The sequence below is a fragment of the Frankia sp. CeCAU1 genome, from assembly GCF_977971845.1.
In genome coordinates, this window is sequence record NZ_CDWWXA010000080.1 from 1 (window position 1) to 22209 (window position 22209).

15 protein-coding genes are annotated in these 22209 nt (G+C 70.1%); 6 read left to right on the plus strand and 9 right to left on the minus strand.

From position 1 onward, the window contains the following. Positions 1 to 561: 561 nt before the first annotated feature. From AC08OO_RS14755 to AC08OO_RS14765, 3 genes are all read right to left on the minus strand, one after another. Positions 562 to 1851 carry a hypothetical protein gene (locus AC08OO_RS14755; protein ID WP_476618658.1) on the minus strand — a complete coding sequence of 430 codons (1290 nt, stop codon included), beginning with the start codon at positions 1849 to 1851 and terminating at the stop codon, positions 562 to 564. A gap of 209 nt (positions 1852 to 2060) precedes the next feature. After that, positions 2061 to 2657, minus strand: coding sequence for a TetR/AcrR family transcriptional regulator (locus AC08OO_RS14760; RefSeq protein ID WP_476606845.1), 597 nt, complete (start codon positions 2655 to 2657; stop codon positions 2061 to 2063). A 358-nt stretch (positions 2658 to 3015) separates the two neighbouring features. Then, entirely contained in the window at positions 3016 to 3525 is a 510-nt protein-coding gene (locus AC08OO_RS14765; RefSeq protein ID WP_476606844.1) for a GtrA family protein, read from the minus strand. Positions 3526 to 3920: 395 nt separating this feature from the next. On the opposite strand from AC08OO_RS14765, the gene AC08OO_RS14770 reads away from it, so the two are divergent. Next, the gene (locus AC08OO_RS14770) at positions 3921 to 4538 is read left to right on the plus strand and encodes a beta-class carbonic anhydrase (protein WP_476610389.1); all 618 of its coding nucleotides are present in this window, start codon (positions 3921 to 3923) and stop codon (positions 4536 to 4538) included. A gap of 87 nt (positions 4539 to 4625) precedes the next feature. Here the strand turns inward: AC08OO_RS14770 and AC08OO_RS14775 are convergent, their stop codons facing one another. The 4 genes from AC08OO_RS14775 to AC08OO_RS14790 form a co-directional block, all read right to left on the minus strand. Then, positions 4626 to 5960, minus strand: coding sequence for a UDP-glucose dehydrogenase family protein (locus tag AC08OO_RS14775; protein WP_476610388.1), 1335 nt, complete (start codon positions 5958 to 5960; stop codon positions 4626 to 4628). A gap of 158 nt (positions 5961 to 6118) precedes the next feature. Further along, entirely contained in the window at positions 6119 to 7024 is a 906-nt protein-coding gene (locus tag AC08OO_RS14780) for a TIGR03089 family protein (RefSeq protein ID WP_476610387.1), read from the minus strand. Then, positions 7021 to 8622 carry an LCP family protein gene (locus AC08OO_RS14785; RefSeq protein ID WP_476610386.1) on the minus strand — a complete coding sequence of 534 codons (1602 nt, stop codon included), beginning with the start codon at positions 8620 to 8622 and terminating at the stop codon, positions 7021 to 7023. Before AC08OO_RS14785 ends, AC08OO_RS14780 begins: the two co-directional genes overlap by 4 nt. Before the next feature lie 259 nt (positions 8623 to 8881). After that, complete coding sequence (locus tag AC08OO_RS14790; protein ID WP_476610385.1) at positions 8882 to 10513, minus strand: LCP family protein; 1632 nt, start codon at positions 10511 to 10513, stop codon at positions 8882 to 8884. Between the two features lie 284 nt (positions 10514 to 10797). On the opposite strand from AC08OO_RS14790, the gene AC08OO_RS14795 reads away from it, so the two are divergent. Then, positions 10798 to 11874, plus strand: a complete 1077-nt coding sequence (locus AC08OO_RS14795; protein ID WP_476606838.1) for a glucose-1-phosphate thymidylyltransferase — start codon at positions 10798 to 10800, stop codon at positions 11872 to 11874. A gap of 82 nt (positions 11875 to 11956) precedes the next feature. Here the strand turns inward: AC08OO_RS14795 and AC08OO_RS14800 are convergent, their stop codons facing one another. Next, positions 11957 to 13813, minus strand: coding sequence for a glycosyltransferase family 39 protein (locus AC08OO_RS14800; RefSeq protein ID WP_476610384.1), 1857 nt, complete (start codon positions 13811 to 13813; stop codon positions 11957 to 11959). 150 nt (positions 13814 to 13963) lie between these two features. Here AC08OO_RS14800 and rfbD point away from each other — a divergent pair, with 150 nt between their 5' ends. The 4 genes from rfbD to AC08OO_RS14820 all read left to right on the plus strand — a co-directional run bounded on the left by rfbD (position 13964) and on the right by AC08OO_RS14820 (position 19289). Then, positions 13964 to 14872: a dTDP-4-dehydrorhamnose reductase gene (rfbD, locus tag AC08OO_RS14805; protein WP_476618659.1), complete on the plus strand. Its 909-nt coding sequence runs from the start codon at positions 13964 to 13966 to the stop codon at positions 14870 to 14872. Between the two features lie 298 nt (positions 14873 to 15170). Then, entirely contained in the window at positions 15171 to 16004 is an 834-nt protein-coding gene (locus AC08OO_RS14810) for an acyl-CoA-like ligand-binding transcription factor (protein ID WP_476610383.1), read from the plus strand. 49 nt (positions 16005 to 16053) lie between these two features. Further along, entirely contained in the window at positions 16054 to 17778 is a 1725-nt protein-coding gene (locus AC08OO_RS14815; RefSeq protein WP_476610382.1) for an MDR family MFS transporter, read from the plus strand. 125 nt (positions 17779 to 17903) lie between these two features. Further along, a complete protein-coding gene (locus AC08OO_RS14820) occupies positions 17904 to 19289 on the plus strand; it encodes a hypothetical protein (RefSeq protein WP_476610391.1) in 1386 nt (461 codons plus the stop codon). A 1821-nt stretch (positions 19290 to 21110) separates the two neighbouring features. Here AC08OO_RS14820 and AC08OO_RS14825 read toward each other — a convergent pair. Next, positions 21111 to 22209: glycosyltransferase family 4 protein (locus tag AC08OO_RS14825; protein ID WP_476618660.1), on the minus strand; the 1099-nt coding region annotated here is incomplete at its 5' end.

Here is a 22209-nt window from a genome sequence, read left to right on the forward strand (position 1 = left end):
GGAGGCCATGACGGAGCGGAGGGCGCGGGCGGCCCCGGCAGGCCACCCGGACCGGCCAGTCCCCCGAAGCGAGGGGGAACCGCGGGAACCGGCGGGCCCGGTGGCAGAACCGGACCTTGCGGCATGGAACCCGGCAGCGGTCCCGAGCCCAGGGCCGACGGCGGTGGGACCGGATTCGTGTATGGCGGAGGCGATAAGGCATGCCCCGGCTCCACCCCTGGTCCCCGGTGCAGTGGATACAGGATGGTCCGGTCAGGCCCGTCCGGGTCTGAATCGGGGCCGGTCCCTGGCCGCGGCAAGGCCGGCGGTGGCTCGGACACCTGCGACGCTTCGTTGTCGCCTTGGCCGGGGCTGGGCACGGTTCCTCCCGAGATGGGTGACAGATGCGACCCCAGCGTAGGCCCCTCACCGCCCGGATATGGGCGATGTCAGGCTACTGCGTCACAAATACTGCTCTATCACCACCCGCCCGGCCGAAGGCAAGCAGACAAGATCGAATTCGCAGTAAACGGCGCCCCGCCGTGTGGACGTGGCCGCGTCCCGGCGGCGTCCACCGCGACGTCAGGCCTTGGGCACCGGATCGAAATTACTCCACCATTCGTACAGGGCCGCCCCGTCGGGGCCGGTCGCCATGAAGGAGACCAACGTGGAGTTGTAGGACCAGAAGATGAAATGATCACCGTCACGTACGTTGCAGACGGCCGTGCCCTGGGTCGCACCCTCGTGGAAGTTCCAGGTAAAGACCTCGTCGCCGCCCTGCTCGCATTTGCCTCCGGTGGTGGTGACCAGGGACTTGCGCACCTCGACGTCGCTGTTCAGATCGCTGGTGGTCGCGTAGGAGTAGGCGGCTACCACCTTCCCATCATCCGAGTTGCAGAACAACGACGCCTTGATGTGGCCGCCCTCGGCTTCGCCGTTGGGCTCGCAGTCCATCATCACGGACGAGTCGAGCTTGGCCAGTAGGGCGTGCTGCGCGGAGGTGAACTGCGCCGAGGGACTCACACTCGGACTCGGACTCGCACTTGGACTCGCACTTGGACTTGGCGAGGGCGATGACGATGGGCTTGTCGAGGTCGGCGAGGCGCTGGGGCTGTCGGAACCTCCGGAGAGGAGCGCAACTGAAACAATGATCAGGAGGAGTGTCGCCGCCACCGCGGCAGCGATGATGGTGTTACGCCGACGTTGAGAGCCGCCGGGCCGGGGGGGCGCCCCCGGCGGCGGATAGCCTCCGTAACCGTCCGCCGCGGGGTAGCCCTGCTGCTGATAGCCCTGTTGGTAACCCGGCTGATAGTTCTGCTGATATGCCTGTTGCGGATAACTCTCCGTGGGATAGCCACCGACGGGATAATCCTGTTGCCGATAGCCCTGGCCGTAGCCCTCGCCGGGCGGGTAGCCCCCACTGGGTGGGTAGACCGCCGTCGGGGGGTACTGATCGGTGCCGCGGTACTGGTTCTGCGCGTACTGGTTCTGCGCGTACTGGTTCTGGGGGTTCTGGTGCTGGGGGTTCTGGTGCTGGGAGTACTGTGCCGTGGGCGGGTAGCCGCCGGAGCCGCCGTCCTGCACCAGTTGGGTCTGGGCGTCGTTGTGGAGGTCGTTGTGGAGATAACCGCCCTCCTGGGGTGATCCATACGGCGCAGGCCAGCTCGGCCCGGACGGACGGGAGTTCGGAGAGTAGCCGCCGGGCTGGTTGACGCCGGGTGCGCTGTCGCCGATCAGGTGGGTCTCGTCTTCGTCGCCGAACGGTGCCGAGCCCGCGGAGTACGGCGAGGCGGAATAGGAACCACCAGCGTTGCCGTCAACCCCTTGGGTCTGGGCGTCCGGGTCCTGGGGGCCTGGGCCCGGTGACTGCATGACGTCCTCCTGCGCTGCGCGAAGAGCGGCCCCTGCCCGCGCTCGTGATCTTGCGGATCCCGCCGTGGTGCCGGGCGGTTCTCGCAACCGTCCATCTGTGTTAGAACGGACGGACCGCCCCGTTCGGCCCAGGTCGGGCTCGATGCTCGATGTTAGAAGCTTTGTGTTCGGAGGGGGATCCCGGGTCGTCTTGGAGACAAGGTGTCGGATCAGGCCGCGTAACGGATCACGATGTTGTCGACGATCATCTCCAGGAACGTCTGGTCGACCGGGTCGCCGGTCAGCAGCACCCGTTGGAGGATGACGGCGGTTCCGAGTTCTATGAGTACCGTGCGGTCGACGTCCGGGCGGACCTCGCCGCGGGCGATCCCGCGTTCGATGATGGCTTCCGAGCTCGCCTGGCGTTGCATCCAGAGGCCGCGGCGCAGGGCGTCGCGCAGACCGGGATTGCGCGGCATCTCCGAGATCAGTTCCGCGAGGATCCGTCCCCGATCGCCGCGGATCGTGTCATGGAACGAGGTCAGGAACTCAAGGATGTCCAGGCGGAGGGAGCCGTTGTCGGGTGCCGGCATCCGCTGCTCGGTGAAGGCGTTGACCGCGTCCATCACCAGGGCGAGCTTTGACGGCCAGCGCCGGTAGATGGTGGCCTTGCCGGCTCGCGCCCGGGTGGCCACCCGGTCCATCGTCACACCGTCGTATCCGACCTCGGCCAGAAGGTCGAGGGTGGCGGTGCGGATCGCCTGGTCCCGGCTCTCGTCGCGAGGTCGGCCGCCGGGGTGCGACGACGCGAGCGAGAACGGGGTCACGACACACCCTCCAGGTTGCTGCGGACTGGACGGCGCTCCACGCGGCGTTCCCGGTAGCCGATGTGTCTCGCTGGATGGAGGGCTGTGGGCGCGCGGCGCCAGCCTGGCCCGCCGAGCGTAGCCCACCGGCGAAGGTTCGGGAACCGTTCGGTATCGGAACTGGGTTGTTCCCGACTTGTCCGCCGGGGACGGTGGGAGGGCGGAACGTCCTGTTCCGCTGTCGTGCCGTGTCGGCGGGCGTGTTGGGCGTCCGGGGTGGCGGCGATGCGCGGCGCACCTGAAACGGCCGGTCCGGTGCCGGACCAGGTGGCGGAATGCGCGCCGGGCCGGGGTGTCGGGCCGGTGGCCGCTGGCGCGGTCAGATCCGGCCCGCATGCTCCGGGATGTGCCGACGACCGTCCTGACGGGCTCCGCCGCTCGTGGCGGCCTTGGGATGGTCCGGGTGGAGGAAGACCCACTTCTTGTAGGCCCAGAACCGGAATACGGTGCCCAGCCCGGTGCCGATGATGTTACCGAACAGGTTGAACGCAAGTACGCCCTTGAGATCGAGTACATAGCGTGCGAACCCGAGGCAACCGAGCGCGATCAGCAACCCGACCGTATTCAGGATCACGAAGAGTGTGTACTCGCGACGTAGACCGGTTCGGGCGCGATGGTTGAAAGACCATTGCCGGTTCCCGATGTAGGAAAAGGTGGCGGCGACCACCGTGGAGACGGTCTTCGCGCTGAGCGGACCCATTCCGAGAAGCGTGTGGCACAGGTTGGAGACGAGGAAGTCGATGGCGTAACACGCACCGCCGACCAGCCCGAACTTGCCCATCTCGTGGACGAGTACCTGCACCGGTGAGCGGGTCTGTCGGTGTCTCACCACGGGCGACCCCGATCGATATTTACCACCCGGAGAGAGTACCGGCTGCTCCCGCCCGCCCACCGTGCCACCCCCGTCGACGGTGGCGTGGTGGACATCCGTGGCGAGGCCGGCTCACCGGACATGATGCCGGACGTAGCAGTGAACGCGCCGGCGCGTGGTGGAGTCACCGGGTAGCTGTTCCCATCTCTACGCTAGGTGATGCCACCAATCCGGTGCGGCGGGCAACGTGGGTGGCACAACTTCGGCAAAAACTCGGGAACGTTGGCGAAGCTGGGCCCATGGACGGCATCCTGGCAGTTGGAGGGTGGGGACCATTGATCGGAAGGACGCATCATGATCCGCTCGAGTCGTTGGTCGAGCCGTTGATGCCGATGTCAAGGACCGATGACCACGTGGACACCGATGATCACACCGCTGTCGACCCCGTTGCCGATGTACATGCAGACGATGTCCATGCAGACACCGTGCGCCCCGCGGACACCGTGAGCCCGGTGAGCGGCGCTGCCACGGCGACCGAACTCCTGCTGAGCTACGCGGCAGGTCACCCCGCCCGGCGGCGGGAGGCCGGGCTACCTGCCCTGCCCGGCGCGCGGCCGCGCCTGGGCGTCGCGGTGGTTGCCTGTATGGACGTGCGGATCCAGGTGGAGGCCTTGCTCGGTCTTGTCGAAGGTGACGCCCACATCCTGCGCAACGCCGGTGGTGTCATCACCCCGGATGTGGTCCGCTCGCTCGCCGTGAGCCAGCACCTGCTGGGAACGACGGAGATCATTCTTTTGCATCACACCGGGTGTGGTCTCGAAAGGATCACCGACGACGGGTTCCGGGACCAGTTGGAGCGCAAGACGGGCGTTCGTCCCGAATGGGCCGTGTATTCCTTTCCCGATGCCGAGGAGGACGTGCGCAAGTCCGTCAGGGTGCTGCGTTCGTCGCCGTTCCTGCAGTCCACCACCTCGGTACGCGGGTTCGTCTACCAGGTGGAGACCGGGGCACTGGTCGAGGTTCTGCCGTAGAGCGGTCCACGGCGGTGTGGGGATGGGCCGCATTGTCGGATCGTCGTCGGACCAAGCTTGCTCGGTCCGGTCGGTCCGGTCGGTGGGTCACGCGGGTGGCCGTCCGAGCGCGTGGTAGATCCAGCCGGCATCCCGCCAGACCGCGGGATCCAGGACGTGCCGTCCGTCGATGACGATGGGTCTGCTGACGTGCGGTCGCAGGGCGGCCGGGTCGATCTCGCGGAACTCGCTCCATTCCGTCAGGACCAGGACGATCTCCGCGCCTGCCACGGCTCGTATCACCGAGTCGGTGTAGTGCAGGTACGGATAGTGAATGCGGGCGTTCGGGATCGCCGCGGGGTCGTAGACGGACACATGGCCGCCGGCGCGGTGCAGCGCGGTGGCCACGTCGAGGGCGGGCGAGTCGCGGATGTCATCGGAATTCGGTTTGAAGGCGGCACCGAGGACCGCCACCATCCGGCCCGTCGGCGAGCCCCCCAGCGCCTTGGTGGCCAGCGCCACGGTCCGCGTCCGGGCCCGCGTGTTGACGGCGTCGACCTCGGTGAGGAAGGCCAGCGCGGAGCCGACTCCCAGCTCGTCCGCACGGGCCTGGAAGGCACGGATGTCCTTGGGTAGGCAGCCGCCGCCGAAGCCGATGCCGGCCTGGAGGAACCGGGGCCCGATCCTGGGGTCGTGAGCCAGGGCGGCGGCGAGCTCGGTCACGTCCCCCCCGGTCATGTCGCAGATCTCGGCCATCGCGTTGATGAAGGAGATTTTCGTCGCGAGGAAGGCGTTCGCGGCGACCTTCACGATTTCGGCCGTGACGAAGTCGGTGACGATGACGGGTGTGCCTTCTTTGATCGTTCTGGCGTAGACCGTCCGCAGCCGTGCCTCGGCGGTGCCACCCGGGACGACCCCGAAGACCAGGCGGTCCGGCCGCAGGGTGTCGTCGACGGCGGACCCCTCCCGGAGGAACTCGGGATTCCAGGCAAGTTCCGCGCCCGGGGCACCGGCGGCAAGTCGTCCGGCCAGCCGGGCCGCGGTGCCCGTGGGAACCGTCGACTTGCCCACCACCAGCGTCCCGGGCCGCAGCCCGGCCGCGATCAGACCATTCGTCGCCGCCTCGACGTGGCGCAGGTCCGTCGCGCCGGAATCGGGCCGTTGCGGTGTTCCCACGCAGATGAAATGCACCTCGGCCCGGTCAACCGCCTCGGCGAGCGAACTCGAGAAGGTCAGCCGTCCCGCCTCCAGGTTCTTGCGGAGTAGCCCTTCCAGACCGGGCTCGAAGAAGGGCACCTCACCCGCGGCGAGCCGCTGCGTCCTGGTCGCGTCGATATCGACACCGATGACCTCGAAACCCAGTTCCGCCATGCACACGGCATGTGTCGCGCCCAGATAGCCGGTGCCGATGACGCTGAGGTGAAGAACCGGTGACGTGCTCACGTCTGAGTGACCTCCGCTGCACGTGGTAAAGACGGCCGCCGCGCTGCCCCATTCTCGTTGGCCGTCGCGCCGTTCGATGGTCACGCCGTCTGTGAGCCGCCCGGATGTCGGGTATGGTCATTCCCCGGCCGCGGCCCGATACGGGGGTCGTACGGGTTTCACCCGAGGCGGGGGAGCGGCAGCGACCGGACCCCCGCGGGCAGTGGGCTGGGCGCGTGCCGCAGGACTGACCGGCCGACGGCGGTGATCTTCTCCGTCTCGATGCGCCGCGGGAGCGCGGCGCTGTCGAGATGCCGGCACAGCACGATCGACGAGCCTGCGACCAGGGGAGCAAGCAGCGAACCGACCAGGCCCTCGGTCGTGGCGAGCGGCGCGGTGAACAGCACCCGGTCCGGGGGTCCCAGGCCCCACGCCCCCGCGATCGCGGTACCCGCGCGCAGCAGCGCGGCCTGCCCGGGCGGCGCTGCCGGGGCGGCGAACCGATCGCCGTGCGGGGGCACCTCCGCGGCGTAGTCGAGAACCCCGGCGACGGGCCGGCGCATCCGACCACCCAGCGGGCGTAGTGACAGGGCCACGATCTCGTCCACCATCAGGCCGGATGCCTCGTCGAGCCGGTCCTCGGCCACGAACAGCGCGTCGAGGGGGGTCGCGACCGGGAGCTCCCCGCCGGCCTTCTCGGCGTCCCCGCCGTCCTGCTCGCCGGCTGCGTCCCGGACGAGGACCGCGTCCATCCCGGCCGACCAGGTGGCGAGCAGGATGACCGAACTGAGCCAGTGCGTCGGCAGGTGGACGCCGACCCGGTCACCGATGCCGAGGCCGAGCGTGTCGACCAGCATGTTCGCGGTCTTCGCCACCCAGTTGTCGAAGGTGGTCGCCGAGAATTCCACGCGTTCGCCGGTCGCGTCGTCGTAGAAGGTGACCAGCGGGCGGGCGGGATCGGTGGCCAGCCGGTGCGCGAGGACGGACGCGATGCCGCGAACCCCCGCCACGGGTGCGGCGTAGGCGTCCGCGGCCGGGCCAAGCAGCGTCCGTGCGGCGACCAGCCGCGGCACGGAGGCGCTCATGGCGTGCACGAGGGGTCGGAGGGAACGGGACCGACCGGAGCGGCTGCGGTGCCTGTGGTGCCGCCGACGCCTGTGGTGCCGCCGACGCCTGTGGTGCCGCCGATCGTGGTCGCCCGGGTGTCACCACCGGCGGCGGTCGTGGTCGTCGAGATCCTCGTGCCGACGGTTGCCGCCGCGCCCGGCAGCCCACCGTTGGGCAGGCCGGAGCTGGGCAGGCCGGAGCTGGGCAGGCCGGTGAAGGTGGATCCGAGGACGAGGACGAGGCCGGCCCCGGAGCGGCCGGCGTCCGCGACGATTCGGCTGCCGGGGATCGTCGCAGCCAGGGTGCGTGCCGCAGCCTCCTGGCCCGGGGGATGGCGTACCTCGGTCAGAGTCTGGCGGGTCGATGTCGCGGCGGTCATCGGCCCAGTGAAGCCGCGTGCCCGCAGTCCGTCGACCGTGCCGGTGGCGAGTCCGGCACGTCCCGAGGCGTTGCGGACGGCGGCGATCGAGACCTGGGCGGGGTCGAGAGTTCGCTGTGCGGGAGGCTTGGTGCCCGCGGGCAGCAGCGGAGCGAGGACCTGGTCGAGGCCGGCCTGATCGACGATGAGTACGGCCCCGTGCGGGGGAACCGAACCCAGGTCGTCAACCGCGCCATCGGAGCGCAGCGCGATGTGCGTAGGGACTGTCACGAAGTGAATTCTTCCCGGACCCAGCTCGCTGACCCGCTTCGCGAGCTTGAGCACCGCGGTCTGGTCGAGACCCTGGTCGATCCGCAGCGCGCCGCCGACCGCACCGATCAGTGAAGTGATCTTGGCTGGATTGGTGAGCACTCCGGTGCTGGTCGCTGTCGCCAGCAGCTTGGAGAGGAACTGCTGCTGGCGCAGAATGCGAAGGCGTTCGTCCCCGAGCGCGTAACGGGTCCGGACGAAGGCCAGCGCCTGATCACCGTTGAGACGGTTCTCGCCGAGCCGTCCGCTCCATCCCGACATCGAGTCGTGCAGGTTGCGGGTGCTGCCGTTCGGTAGGGGCGTCACGCACACGCTCACGCCCCCCACCGCGTCGGTCATCGTCTTGAAACCGGCGAGATTGATCGAGATGGTATGGTCGATCTTCAGGCCGGTCAGGGACTCCAGCGTGGTGACGAGACCGGGGACGTCCGCCAGCCCGAGCACCTCGGTGAGCTTCGACCGGCCGTCGTGGGCGGTGGCCTTCTCTCGCGGCACCACCGGGACGAGCATGTCCCGGGGGAAGGACAGTAACGTGGCCGAGCCGTCCTTGCCGAAGTGGGCGATGATGGTGGTGTCGGACCGGACGCCGTCCACCACGCCGTACTCACCCCCGGTACCCTCCCGGCTGTCGTCGCCGAGCAGCAGGATGTTCTCCTCGCCGTCCGCGCTCGCCGGGCGGGCACCCTCGATGTCCCAGTCGACGCGCGTGACGGCCTTGTCGAACTGTCGGTAGGCGGCCCACCCGATGGTGCTCAGACCGAGAACCAGCACGGACAGCAGAGCGACGGCTCCAACGGACAGCCGTCGCAGCGGGGAGCGGTGGCGACGGGGCCCACGTGGGTCCAACGCGGGCGGTAGGGCCGGCGGGCGCATGGTATCGGGGCTCACCTGAGTCGAAAGCCCTCCTCGCTCAGGCGGCCGGGGCGGGAGAACCCCGCCGGAACGCATGCCGCGGCCGTCGTGGTCGTGATGTGGCAGCCGTGTCCGTCTAACTGGACGTTCCGGACGGCCAAGACGTTGCCATGACAAGCACGGATGTTCACGGCGGGGTTGATCTCGTCTCCGGCCGTAGTGCGGACGGCGCGGAATGTGATCGGACGGTCGGGTGAACGATCAGTCAGCCAGCGGTGGGTCAGACGGCGAGCGGTTAGTACGTGCACCCCGAGGTGAGATCCGCGGCCGTTGACGGTGAGGCGGGAGGCGGGTCCGCCGTAGCGGACCCGCCGGTCGCCCCGGCGGCTGTGCCGGTACCACCGGTCGATCCGGCGCCCCCGGCCGCTGGACTCGGGTTCACCCCGTTGTAGGACGTGCCCAGGACGAGGGCGATGTGGCCGGCGGGGACGGAGGCGTCCGCGCGCAACCGGCTGCCGGGCACGTCGGCCTGCACGGCATGGGCGGCGGCCTGTTCGCTCGGGCGGTAGCGCACCTGCGTCGTCCCCACCACGCCGGCCTGCCACGTCTGCGGCGGGCCGACCCGGAAACCGGCCTGCCGCAGCGCCCCGGCGGCCTTGGCTGCGAGGCCCCCCACCCCGGCGCCGTTGTAGACGTCGATCAGCACCTGCGCCGGGTCGACCGTCGGAGTCGGTGCCGGGGTAACGGAGGACTCCCGCGTGTCACGGGCCCGCCCGCGCAGCGGAGCGAGGAACTTCTCCAGTGTCTCGGGGTCGTAGAGCTGTACGGAGCCGAACCTCGGCAGCTCCCCCACGGCGTTGCCGCCCTCGGCCGGCGTCGGGGTGTGTACGGGGATCGTCTCGAACCGGATCTGATCGGCGGACATCCCGCGCAGCCGTGTCGCGAGCGCGCGCATGTCGTTCATGCTGGTGCCGTCATCGACGGTGAGCGCCCTGGTCGCGGCCTGGAGCAGGTTCTCCAGCCTGACCGGGTTGGCGAGCACCCCGGTCGTGGTTGCCTGGGTGAAGACGGCGCCGATGAACTGCTGCTGACGGCGGATGCGATCAAAATCGTTGTCGGGTAGGCCGTGGCGTTGGCGGACGAAGGCGAGTGCCTGCTCTCCGTTGAGATAATTCTTGCCTACCGTGCCCCGCCACTGTGACCACGGATCGTAAAGATTGGACTTTCCGCCGTTTGGTAGCGGTTTTACGCAGACGGTGACGCCGCCGATGGCGTCGGTCATCTCCTTGAAACCGGCCAGATCGACCGAGACGTAGTGGTCGATCTTGATGTCGGTGAGATTCTCGATCGTTCTGATCAGGAGACTGGGACCGCCGAGGGTGATCGCCGAGTTCAGCTTGCCGAGGCCGTGCCCCGGAATGCGCACGAGGGTGTCCCTCGGAAAGGAGACCATCGTCGTGGTCCCGTCCACGTCGAGGTGGGCCAGCATCGTCGTGTCCGACCGTTCGTCGGTCACCGCTCCCTGGCTCTCGTACTCGCCGCCGGTGCCCGCCCTGCTGTCCGATCCGACCAGCAGGAAGTTCCGGGTGCCCTCCGCTGCCTCCGCCGGCCGGTCCCCGCCGAGCCCGAGGCGGATCCGGTTGATCTGGGCGTCAAAATACTCGTAGGCGGTCCAGCCGCCCACCGCGGCAAGGAGTACCACGGCGGCGAGCATCGCTGCGACTAGCGTGAGCAGGCGGGACGTCAGAGACCGCTCCCGGCGAGTGTCGTGTTCGTCGTCGCGTGCCTGGTGGTCGTCGCGTGCCTGGTGGTCGTCGCGGGTCGGAGACGGGTCTCGATACGCACGGGCGGGCGGATTCAGACGATTTCGTCGCCGCGGGGGCGGGCCCTGGGACCCCGCGGACAGACGCGGCGGCGCGTCGGTCACCGTGTCCCCCTCCCAGGCGGCCCGAGATGTCTGCTGAGTCTGGAACGATCAGATGCGCGGTAAGGTTTCCCGCCGGCTGGCCGCCCCGGACCCTGCGACTACCCAACGTACCCGTATTGGGCGGGGTGTACCTGTCGCCGGCCCGGTGCGCCTGGAAATACCCGTTGCACATGTGGGTGTTCACGGTGACGGGCGGGCAAAGATGGATCGAGCCGTCATGTGATAGGAATCACATCGACGGTTACTTTCTGTCAACCCAAAGCGGCACGATAGGGTTTCGGATCATGAAGGCCCTCGTCCTTGCCGGTGGTTCGGGAACCCGTCTGCGGCCGATCACCCACACCTCGGCCAAACAGCTTGTTCCAGTGGCGAACAAGCCGGTGCTTTTCTATGGCCTGGAGGCCATCCGTGACGCCGGTATCACCGATGTCGGGATCATCGTGGGGGAGACGGCCGGCGAGATCCAGGCGGCGGTAGGTGACGGCTCGGCATTCGGGATCCAGGTCACCTACATCCGCCAGGACGCGCCGCTCGGACTGGCGCATGCCGTGCTCATCGCCCGCGACTTCCTCGTCGATGAACCGTTCGTCATGTACCTCGGCGACAACCTGATTATCGGTGGGATCTCCAGCCTGGTCGAGGAATTCCGACGGACCACTCCGGACGCCCTGATCCTGCTGACCAGGGTCGACAACCCCTCCGCCTTCGGTGTCGCCGAGCTCGGTGCGGATCGGCAGATCATTCGACTGGTCGAGAAGCCGCTCGTTCCGCCGAGTGACCTGGCGCTCGTCGGCGTCTACATGTTCGGCACCCCCATCCACGACGCCGTGGGGGCGATCAAACCGTCGGCCCGCGGCGAGCTGGAGATCACCGAGGCGATCCAGTGGCTCGTCGACGGCGGATACGAGGTCGCCTCCCACCTGGTCGAGGGTTACTGGAAGGACACCGGCCGACTCGACGACATGCTCGAGACGAACCGCCATCTCCTTGAGTCGATCGAGCCGGCGATCCGTGGCAGCGTTGACGAGCACAGCACGATCGTTGGCCGTGTGGTGATCGAGGAGGGCGCCTCGCTGGTCCGGTCCACCGTGCGCGGGCCGGCCATCATCGGCCGGGACACCACCCTCGTCGATACCTATGTCGGCCCGTTCACCTCGATCTTTCACTCCTGCGCCATCGAACGGACCGAGATCGAGTACTCGATTGTGCTGGAGCGGGCGACGATCCGTGGGATCGGGCGGATCGAGGACTCGCTGATCGGCCGGGATGTCGAGGTCGTCCCCTCCGCGGCCCTGCCCAGGGCGCATCGGCTCATGCTGGGCGACCACTCCCGCGTCTCGGTGGCTACGACGGGGACCTGAGGCCGGCCCGGAGCGGATGTCTCTTGCGCATCCGTGACGGACTTCGTGGGGCGGGCGTCGGCCGGTGACCGCCTACGCCCGATCACGGGCCCGATCCCGGACCCGTGATCGCGGCCTCCCGCGTGCCCCTGGCTCCGCCCGCCCGCACCGCGACGGCGAGGCAGAGAACGACGAGCACCGCCGACAGCGCGAAGACCGTGATCGTGACGCCGATCGGGAACGGCGCCCAGCGGCCGGCCCCCGCGACGATCTCGGGAACGCGGGCCGGGGTGAAGGACACCTGGCGCGGCAACCAGTAGTACGAACAGACCGCCAGCAGCCCCAGACCCTGCATCAGCAGCGCGCCGACCAGCGTGACGGCGGGTGCCAGTCGCTCCCGGCCGCGCAGCGCCGCGCGCAGGCCCAGAGCGAACACCACCCCCAGACCGACCAGCCCCAGGTAGAGATACCGGCCCTGGACGGCGATGCCGCGGGTGTACTGCTGGTACTCTGCCCAGCTGCGCTGCCCGACCATCAGGTAGGCGAAGGCGACCGGGAGCAGCAGTACCGCCGGCCCGGCGGTACTCGCCAGCCGGTCCGGCCGCGCGGCGCGGCGTGGTCCGGCGGCCAGCGCGGCCGCGCACAGTCCGACGACCGCCCCGGTCGCCACGACGATGGCGACCGGGGAGAGCTGGGGCGGCTCGAACAGGCCGAGCCCGCCCCAGAAGCGGCTGATCATAGTCCGGAAGAAGTACCAGAACCAGGTGAGGAAGGAGTCCGGAAGCAGCAGTGGTTCCCGCCGCGGCGGGTTCGTCGCCCACCCGTTCGGCTGGACGGAGCCGTACAGGACGTAGTTCCTGATCCACCACCAACCTCCCAGGGCGAGCCCGAGGCCGACCGCCAGCGTGGCCGGCGTCCATGGCAGGGAGCCGATCGCGCGACGCGACGCGAAAAGCCGGCCGGCCGGATACGCGGACCGCTCCGGTGCCTGCCGCCCCGCACGCCGCAGGCGCCACCAGCCGACCAGATAGGCGGCGACGATCATGGCCGGCAGGGCCAGCGCGAACGCCTTGGTCAGCAGGGCGATTCCCAACCAGATCCCGGCCCGGGCGGCGGTGCGGCGACGCATGTCGCCGCGCAGCACACCCACGAGAGTGACGGTTAGCCCGCCGGTGGCGAGCATCAGGAGGCCGTCATTGTTGAAGGTGGCACCGACCCGGGTGAACCCGGGCACGGCGAGTGGCAGGGTCGCCGCGGCGAGGGCCGATGGTTGATCCAGTCCGAAGCGGCGTGCCGCCAGCCATGCCAGCAGGGGCAGCGGCGCGACCACCAGGATGTTCAACAGACGCAGGACGAAGACCTGCTGGTCATAGGCCCAGTGCTTGGAGCCTGGCAGGGCGTCGAGCAGCCTGGCGCCGACCACGTAGATCAACGGTGGATGCTGCACCATCTGGTTGGAGAGACGGCCGTCGCCGACGGGGGCAACCCCGCCGAGGGCGTCGAACGACTGGCGCTGGCCGCGTGGCGTCGGATCGATCTCGGCGAAGGACGGGGAGCCCCGCCGTTTCCCACCGGCCTGGAACATGTCCTGGAAGCGGCCGCGGTCGAAGTCGTCAGAGGTCGCGGCTACACCCGTCGAGATGATCTTTTTGCCTGGTGCGGGCCAGCCGACTCCGTGCTGCAGGCCGTAGACCATGTCCACGTGCTGAGCCTCGTCGTATCCCGTCCAGGTCGGATACACGAACGCGTAGCTGAGCAGAAGGCCGAGGTGAACCGCCGTGATGAGGAGCAATAACACCGGCACGCGCCGCGGACCGGGCATCGACACCGCCTCGGCGGCCTCGGCTCGCGCCTCGGCCGCCGGCCTGGTCCCTGCCGGCCTGGTCCCTGCCGGCCTGGTCTCCGCCGTGGAATCGGTGGTGTAGCTGCAGTCGATGATCGACGGCTCTGGGGCATCCATGGTTGACGCCAGCGTAGACGACCGATGTGAGAGGTTCGGACGAGCTCGGCGTGGGGTAACCGTTGCCTGTCTGTCGCACTCTTCTCGACACGGGCTGATCCTGGGCGGATCCTGAACCGGGCGGGTCACGGTGTCTGCGACACTCGGAAGGTGCGTTTTCTCGTGACCGGTGCCGCCGGTCAGCTCGGGTCCGACCTCTGCCGGCTGCTCGAGGCCCGAGCCGCGGAACCGGGCTCCCCGGTGTCCGGCTGGGCCGGTCTGACCCGGGCGGAATTCGACATCACCGATCCGGCCCGGGTGCGCGCCGTCCTGCGCGACCAGGCGCGTCCTGCGAAGATCCAGGGTGGGCTGGTCGTCTTCAACACGGCGGCCTGGACAAACGTCGACGCGGCGGAGTCGGACGAGGCCGGCGCCTATGCGGTCAACGCCACGGGGCCGGCGCACCTCGCCGCGGCCTGCGCCGAGGTCGGCGCGACCCTGATCCACATTTCGACTGACTACGTCTTCGACGGGCGGGCCGCCAAGCCCTACGAGGTCAACGATCCTACCGGTCCCGTCTCGGCGTACGGCCGGACGAAACTGGCCGGGGAGGAGGCTGTCCGAGCCCTGCTGCCCGATGCCTCGTACGTGGTGCGCACCGCATGGGTCTATGGCCGGACCGGCAGCAACTTCGTGAAGACGATCTCACGCCTGGCCCGTGAGCGGGACACGCTGTCCGTTGTGGACGATCAGGTGGGCTCGCCGACCTGGTCGGCCGATCTTGCGTCGGGGCTGCTCGAACTCGCTTCCTCGGCGGCACCGACCGGCGTCTACCACTGCACGAACGCCGGCGAGACCACGTGGTTCGGCTTCGCCCGCGAGATTGTCGCCGCTCTGGGCCAGGACCCGGCCAAGGTGACGCCGACGACGACGGAGGCATTTCCCCGTCCGGCCCGGCGCCCGGCCTACGCGGTGCTCTCCGGGCGGTCGTGGGTGGACGCGGGACTCACTCCTCCGCGGGCCTGGGACGCCGCGCTGTCCGCGGCCTTCGCCGCGGCGGGCGACGCGCTGCGCGGCTGATCGTTCTGCCGGGTACCGATCTTTCTGTCGATCGTTGCGCGACCGGCCAGCGTCGGCCCACCGCGCCCCGGCCGTGGGCGGGGGCGCGCCTGACTCTCGCCTGGTGTCCGGTCCCCGCCCGGCCCCGTCTGCCCGATCTACCTGGCTCTATCTACCTGGCCCTTCGGCGACGGTTCCCGGTGGGCGCCGATCGTGTTGGACTGGCACAGTAGAATTTTGCAGGATGAGAATAAGTGCGTGTGCTGCAAAGTTATCGAGAAAGAGGATATCGAGGGAGCGGATCGAGATCGGGGAAGCGGTGACGGGGAAGGATCCGACGGCGGCACCCGCGGCGACCGTCCCGGGTCGGGCTGGCGAGCCCGGGAGGTCGTCCGGGCCGGGGCTGCGGGAGCGCAAGAAGCGGCAGACCCGCCGGGCCCTGCGGGCCGCGGCCATCCGGCTTGTCGCGGAGCGTGGTCTGGAGAACGTCTCGGTTGACGAGATCGCCGCCGCGGCCGAGGTTTCCACCCGGACGTTCTTCAACTACTTCCCGACGAAGGACGACGCGATCGCCGGCATCGATCCCGAGGACATCACCGAGATCAGCACGGCGCTGGCGGAGCGTCCTCCCGAGGAGGAGCCGCTGGCGGCGTTGCGGGCGGTCATGCTGGACCGGGCCGCCCTCGTCGCACCCGATCAGGCCGAGCTGTGGCGCGTCCGGCTTGCGATCATCCGTGCCCATCCTCATCTGACCATGGCCTACGCGGCCAGTTGGAGTTCCTACGAACGTGCTCTCGCCGAGGCGATCGGCCGGCGTTGCGGGCTCGATCCCGATCGTGACCCCTACCCCGTCGTGCTGGTCGCGACGACGTTGGCCGTCGTGCGGACCCTGACCGTGCGGTGGCAGGAGTCCCCGGATGACGCTTCGTTGCCCGACACTCTCGGCCGCGCCTTCGACATCCTGGCCCGCGGCCTGGCTCCGCCCGGTCCCTCCGGCACCTTGGGCGGGTCCGGCGCCCCACCCGGGTCCGGCGGGTCCGGCGGGTCCGGCGAGTCGGACGGATCCGACGTGGTGGGCACCTCGAACGCGCCGATCATGTCGTCCCACCGGGAGCACCGGGAACGAGAACAGCGAGGACAGCGACCCGAATGAGATCGACCGAGCACGTCGACGTCAGCGACGACCATGAAGGGAACCGGTCATGACGCAGGCTCGATCGGCGGAGTCCGCCGAGCCCGTCGAGTCCGTGGACTCCGCCGAGTCCGCCGAGTCCGCCGAGTCCGCCGAGTCCGCCGAGTCCGCCGAGTCCGCCAGAACCGGCGCCGGCACGTCTCCGGCGCCCCGCGGCGGCGCCGCCGTGATCCCCTCGCCGGTCTCCGACCAGCGCCGGCTCTGGCTGATCATGGGAGCGCTGCTCCTCGGAATCCTGCTGGCCTCGCTGGATCAGACGATCGTGTCGACGGCACTGCCGACGATCGTCGGGGATCTCGGCGGCGCCACCCATCTCTCCTGGGTGGTGACTGCCTACCTGCTGGCCTCCACGGTGTCCACACCGGTCTGGGGCAAGCTCGGTGATCTGTACGGCCGCAAGATCCTGTTCCAGGTGGCGATCGTCATCTTCCTGGTGGGCTCGATGATCGCCGGTGCCAGTACGTCGATGGGGCAGCTGATCGCCTTCCGTGCCATCCAAGGGCTCGGCGGCGGCGGGTTGATCATCAGTGCGATGACGATCATCAGTGATCTCGTTCCGCCGCGCGATCGAGGCCGTTACCAGGGGCTGTTCGGCGCGACGTTCGGCGTGTCGTCGGTGGTCGGTCCGCTGCTCGGCGGCCTGTTCGTCGACCATCTCTCCTGGCGCTGGGTCTTCTACGTGAACCTGCCGGTGGGCGCGGTCGCCCTGGTGGTGACGGCGTTGGCGCTCCCGGCGACGAGGAACCGCATCAGGCACGTCATCGACTACCTCGGCACCGTGCTCCTGGCCATGGCAACGACCAGCCTCGTGTTGCTGACCAGCCTGGGCGGCACCACCTACGCCTGGGGATCACCGGAGATCATCGGGATGGGCGTCGCGGGAGTCGTGCTCCTCGTCGGGTTCGTGTTCGTCGAACGAGTGGCGGTCGAACCCGTGCTGCCGCTGACGCTGTTCCGGGTCCGGGTGTTCTCGGTGGCCGGCGCGGTCGGCTTCGTCGTCGGCTTCGCGATGTTCGGCGCGATCGTCTTCCTGCCGCTGTTCCTCCAGGTGGTGAAGGGAGTCGACCCGACGGACTCCGGCCTGCAGATGCTGCCGGTGATGGGTGGGCTGCTGCTCAGCTCGATCATCTCCGGCCGGCTCATCAGCCGGTGGGGCCGTTACAAGATCTTCCCGGTCGTCGGTACCGCGATGATGTCGATCGGCCTGTTCCTGCTGTCGTTCATCAGTCCCGACATCTCCACGCTGCAGCTCACGTTGTCCATGTTCGTCCTCGGGGTCGGGATCGGCGCGGTCCTGCAGGTCCTGGTCATGGCCGTGCAGAACGCCGTCGACTACCGGCAGATGGGCGTGGCCACCTCGGGTGCGACCTTCTTCCGGTCCATCGGCGGGTCGTTCGGTACCGCCGTGTTCGGCGCGATCTTCGCGAACCAGCTCAGGGGTAACCTCGCCGAGCGGTTTGCGGGCATCCCGTTGCCATCCGGTCTGTCCGCCTCCGGTTCCAACCTCAGCCCCCAGGTGCTCCACAGGCTGCCCCCGACGATCCGGGACGGGTTCGTCCAGGCGTTCTCGGACGCGATGCAGACCGTCTTCCTGGTGGCGGTGCCGATCGGTCTGTGCGCCTTCGCGCTGGCCTGGTTGCTGCCCGAGATCCGCCTGGGAAACACCGTCGGTGGCGCGCGGCCCGCGGCGCCGGGCTCGGCGGAGGCGGATGAGACCGCGGAGGTCCTCAAGTAGCCGCGATTTCGACCGCGCGTCGGCGTCTGCGCGGGACGCCCCGTCGGCACGCGGTCTTTCTGCTGCTGGTCGCCGCCGGGATCGCCGCTCGGGTCCTGGTGATCGTCACCTACCCGCCCGCGCTGATGTACCTCGGGGATTCGGCGGCCTACCTCGACCAGGCATGGCGGGACATTTGGCCGGGCGACTGGCGGCCGTCGGGCTACCCGATGTTCCTGCGGATCCTCGACGGCCAGGCCCACCTGACGCGGGTCGTCGTCGTTCAGCACCTGCTCACGCTGGGCGCGGCGGTGGCGCTCTATGCGGTGGCGCTGCGGGTCGTCCGCCGGCCGTGGCTCGCTGCCCTCGCCGCCACCCCCACGCTGCTCTCCCCGTGGGTGCTGGACCTCGGCCAGTTCGTCCTTGCCGACAGCCTGTTCGGGGTGCTCGTCTCGGTCGGGGTGGCGTTGCTCGCGTTACCGGGACGCCCTCGGCCCGTTGCCTGCGCCGCCGCCGGCCTGCTGCTCGGCGCCGGCCTGTGCGTGCGGACAGTGGGCTACGGCCCGCTGGCGGTCGGCCTGGTCGTCCTGCTCGGCACCGTGGTGGCCGACCGGCGGCGCGCGACTTCCCGGGCCGGGCCGGTTGCCGCTCCTCGGGCGGCCCGACCCGTCCTCGTCTTCGTGCTGGCCGCCGCCACGCCGATCCTGGCCTACTCCGGGTGGAGCGCCTCGGCGGGAGGGGGCTTCGCCGTCTCCGCGCACTCCGGGTTCTTCCTGTACGGGCGGGTGGCGCCGTTCGCGGATTGTTCCGCGCTGTCACGAGCGGACCTGCGCACCCTGTGCGACCCACGGCCGGTCGACGAGCGCGGTTCGCCGGTTCGTTACCTGTGGCCGGCCGGTTCCCCTCTGCGTCAGGGGCACCGGCACATCCCACCGGGACGGGAGGACCTCGCGGCCGAGTTCGCGGGCGAGGTCGTGCGTCACCAGCCGTGGATGCTGGTGACGACGTCGGCTCGGTACCTCGTCGGCTATCTCTCCCCGGTCCGGCATGAGACGACGAAGACCTCGCGGGCGGACACCTGGGAACTGCCGTCCGGCGTGACCAACGTGCTGACCCCGGACGATCCGCATGCCGACGACGGCTATTTCGTCGCGACCGAGGTGCACAACCCCACGGCGGGCTGGCTGGCCGGCTACTCTCGCCTGGCCTACGCTCCGATGCCGCTTGTGGGCCTGGGTCTGCTGGCGGGTCTCGCGGCAGTACTGCCCGAGGCCGTTCGCCGGGTGCGCAGGAGTGGGGTGACGGCGGCGTGGCCGGGGCTCGGGCGGCTGTTCTGGCTGGCCGCCGGGGCCGGCCTGTCGACCCTCGTGCTGTCCGCGCTGACCTCCGGATTCGACTACCGCTACCTCGCCGCGGTCATCGGGCCGATCGGATCGGCCGCGGTCCTGGGCGCGGCCGGCTTCGTTGCCGCGCTCCAAAGCCGGACCGCCGGACAGCGCCGACCGCCGGATAACAGCCCGCCGGACAGCTGACGCCAAGCGGACGATACCGTCGTATCCGCCAAACGATCGTCGCTGATGTTCGATGGGCTGACCGGCGTTGTGGCGTGGTAGTCGGGGCGACACTACCCGGCCGAGGCGGAGAGGGTTGCCGACGTGCCTGGCGGGGACGCGTGGCAGGCGGTCGAGACCTCCACGCAGGTGCCTGGGAGCGGTGCGGCGCCGGAGGTCCGGCGGGTGGCGGATCCGGGGCGGCGCTGGCTTGTGATCGGGGTGGTCGCGGCCGGCATGGTTTTCTCCGCGCTCGGCGTGCTCGTCGCCGCAGTCGTGCCTCCCTTCAGCTCGGCCGACGAGGCACAGCACACCGCCTACGCGTTCGACGTCGCCGACGGCTCGTTGCCCGTGCTCGACTCGCCCGTGCACTCCCGTATCCCGAGCATGCCGGGACTGCCCGCCGACTGCGTGGTGCCGCCGCCGCAGGCGCGGGCCGCGGTGGCCTCCCACGTCGATCGGCTCTGTGGGGGGCGCCTCGGCCGACCACTGGCGAACGTCGACCTCACCTACACCGCGAACCATCCACCACTGTTCTACGCGGTCGAGGCCGTCCCGCTCCGGACGGGCGTCGCGCTGGATCATCCGCTGGCCGGTTTCCGGGCCGCCCGCCTTCTCAACGTGGCGTTTGGGATTACCGCGGTGATCGCGACCGCGGCGCTGGTCCGCGGTGTGCTGCCGGGGCGGCCCGATGTCGCGGTCGGCGCGGCGGCGATTGTCGGCGTGGTCGGCATGTTCGTCCTCATCTCCGGCCAGGTCTACAACGACACCCTGGCGGTGGCGACCATCACCGGCCTGCTCGCGGTGACCGTTGCGATCATCCGCCGGGGGCCGGGGCCGCGGACCTTGGCGGCACTGGCGGTGCTCGGCCCGGCGGCGGCGGCGAGCCGGGCCAGCGGCGCGCTGGCCGTCGCGGTGGTCGTCCCGGCTTTCGCTGTCGCCGTCTCGATGTGGACGTCCGGTGGCGCGCTGCGGCGAGCCGGGCGTGGCCTGACGGCCGCGGTCGTGCTCGTCGCGCTGACCTTCGCCGCGACCGGCTGGTTCTACCTGCGTAACGTGCGCCGGTACGGCGATCCCACCGCCTCGGGCCGGGTCGCCGAGATGTTCCCGATCCGCGATGGGCGGACGTCGGCCTGGCAGGTGTCACGCGACAGCGACTTCTGGTGGCACATCTACCGCGGGTTCTTCGGACGTTCCGTCCTGCTGACCGGTCACGCCCGGACGATCGCCGTCGGGGTCGCGGTCGTGACCGGTGCGGGCCTGGTCGCGGCGGGGGTTCGGGTCCTGGGCGCCCGGCTGCGGACCGTTGCGCGGCCGGGCGCTCGGATCGCGGATACCACCGATACCCGGCCGGTGGACGACGGAGTGGACGACGGGCACCCCGAGGCGGATTCGCCGGGAGGTCGGCTGGCCGGCAGCGTCGTCATCGGCCTTCTGCTCACCCTGCACTGCCTGCTCGTCGTCGCCACCCTGGTGGGCTACGTCGCCGCCGGAGGCGCGCCGTTCACCCGGTACCTGCTGCCGATGCTGCCGATCCTCGCCCTCGTCGTCGCGGCCTGCTGCGGGTCGCTGCCGCTGGGCCGTCGCGGCCTGCCGACGGTCGCGGTCGTCGCCGCGCTGGCGGCGCTCACCGTGGTCATGCTCATCCGTGATCTGGCATTCAAGCGGCCCGCGCTCGCCCCGCTGGCGAACCTGGACCGGCTGCGGACCGCCTGGGACCAGACGGCCCCGGGCCCGCCCGACCTCGGGCTGTCGTGCCTGGCGGGATGGGCCGTTCTCGGCGGTGTCCTGCTCGTCGTCGCGTTATGGAAGCTCGCTGACCCGGCGGTAGACGGCCGCGGTGAGCTGCGCGGTGCGCCGCCAGGTGAACGTGCGGGCGTGCGCCCGGCCGGCGTCGGTGTCGCCGGGGGAGTCGAGCAGCTCCAGGATCGCCTCGGCGAGGTCGTCGGCGAACGAGTCGCGGTCGGTCTGCCGAACGAGCCGCACCGGACTGGTGGAGCGGGTGATGGTCAGCCCGGGGGCCTGGCCAGGGGTCTGCTCAGGGGACCGGCCGGCGGGGGCGGCGACGTCGACGAGAGCGGCGGTGACCTCCCGCACGGTCGGGATGTCGGCGGCGACCACCGGAGTCCCGGCGGCGAGCGCCTCCAGGGGGGGTAGCCCGAAGCCCTCGTACCGGGACGGGAAGCACAGCACGCTCGCTCCGGCGACGGTTGTCCGCAGTGCCTCGCTGTCGAGATAACCGGCGACGACGACGGCGTCGGACGGCAGGTTCGCCAGGTCCAGTGCCGGTCCCCACCCCGGAGGCCCGACGAGCACCAACGGCGGAGCGTCGATTTTCGCCGCGTGCAGCCGGCGGACCGCCTCCAGCAGCGCCGGGAGGTTCTTGCGGGGCTCCACCGAACCGACGAACAGCAGGTACCGCTCGGGCAGGCCACGGGCCCTGCGCCAGGCGAGGCTCGGCTTCGCCGTGGTGAACCAGGCGTCGTCGACTCCGAGCGGCGTCGGGGTCACCAGCGCGGGGTCGAGCCGGTAGGCCGTCACCACCTCGTCGGCCACCGCGCGGCTGGGCGTCAGCACGGCGGACGCCCGGCGCAGGCTGCGGGGGACCAGATCACTGTAGCGGGCGGACGCCGCCGTCACCGTGTCCGGGGTACGCAGGTAGGACAGGTCATGGATGGTCAGCACACCGCGGGCCCGGCGCAGCGGTGGAAGGACGAAGTTCGTCGCGTGCACGACGTCGGCGGGGCCGGTGAGCCACTCGGCGGGCGGGTACTCCGAGCGGGCCCAGGCGTCCTGCAACAGCCGGGCCGGTGCCCGCCGGGCCGCCGTTCGCACCCCGGCCGGCAGCGCGCCCGGCAGCTCGTCCAACCCGCGCCAGGTGAACGCCGTCGCCGCGAGTTCC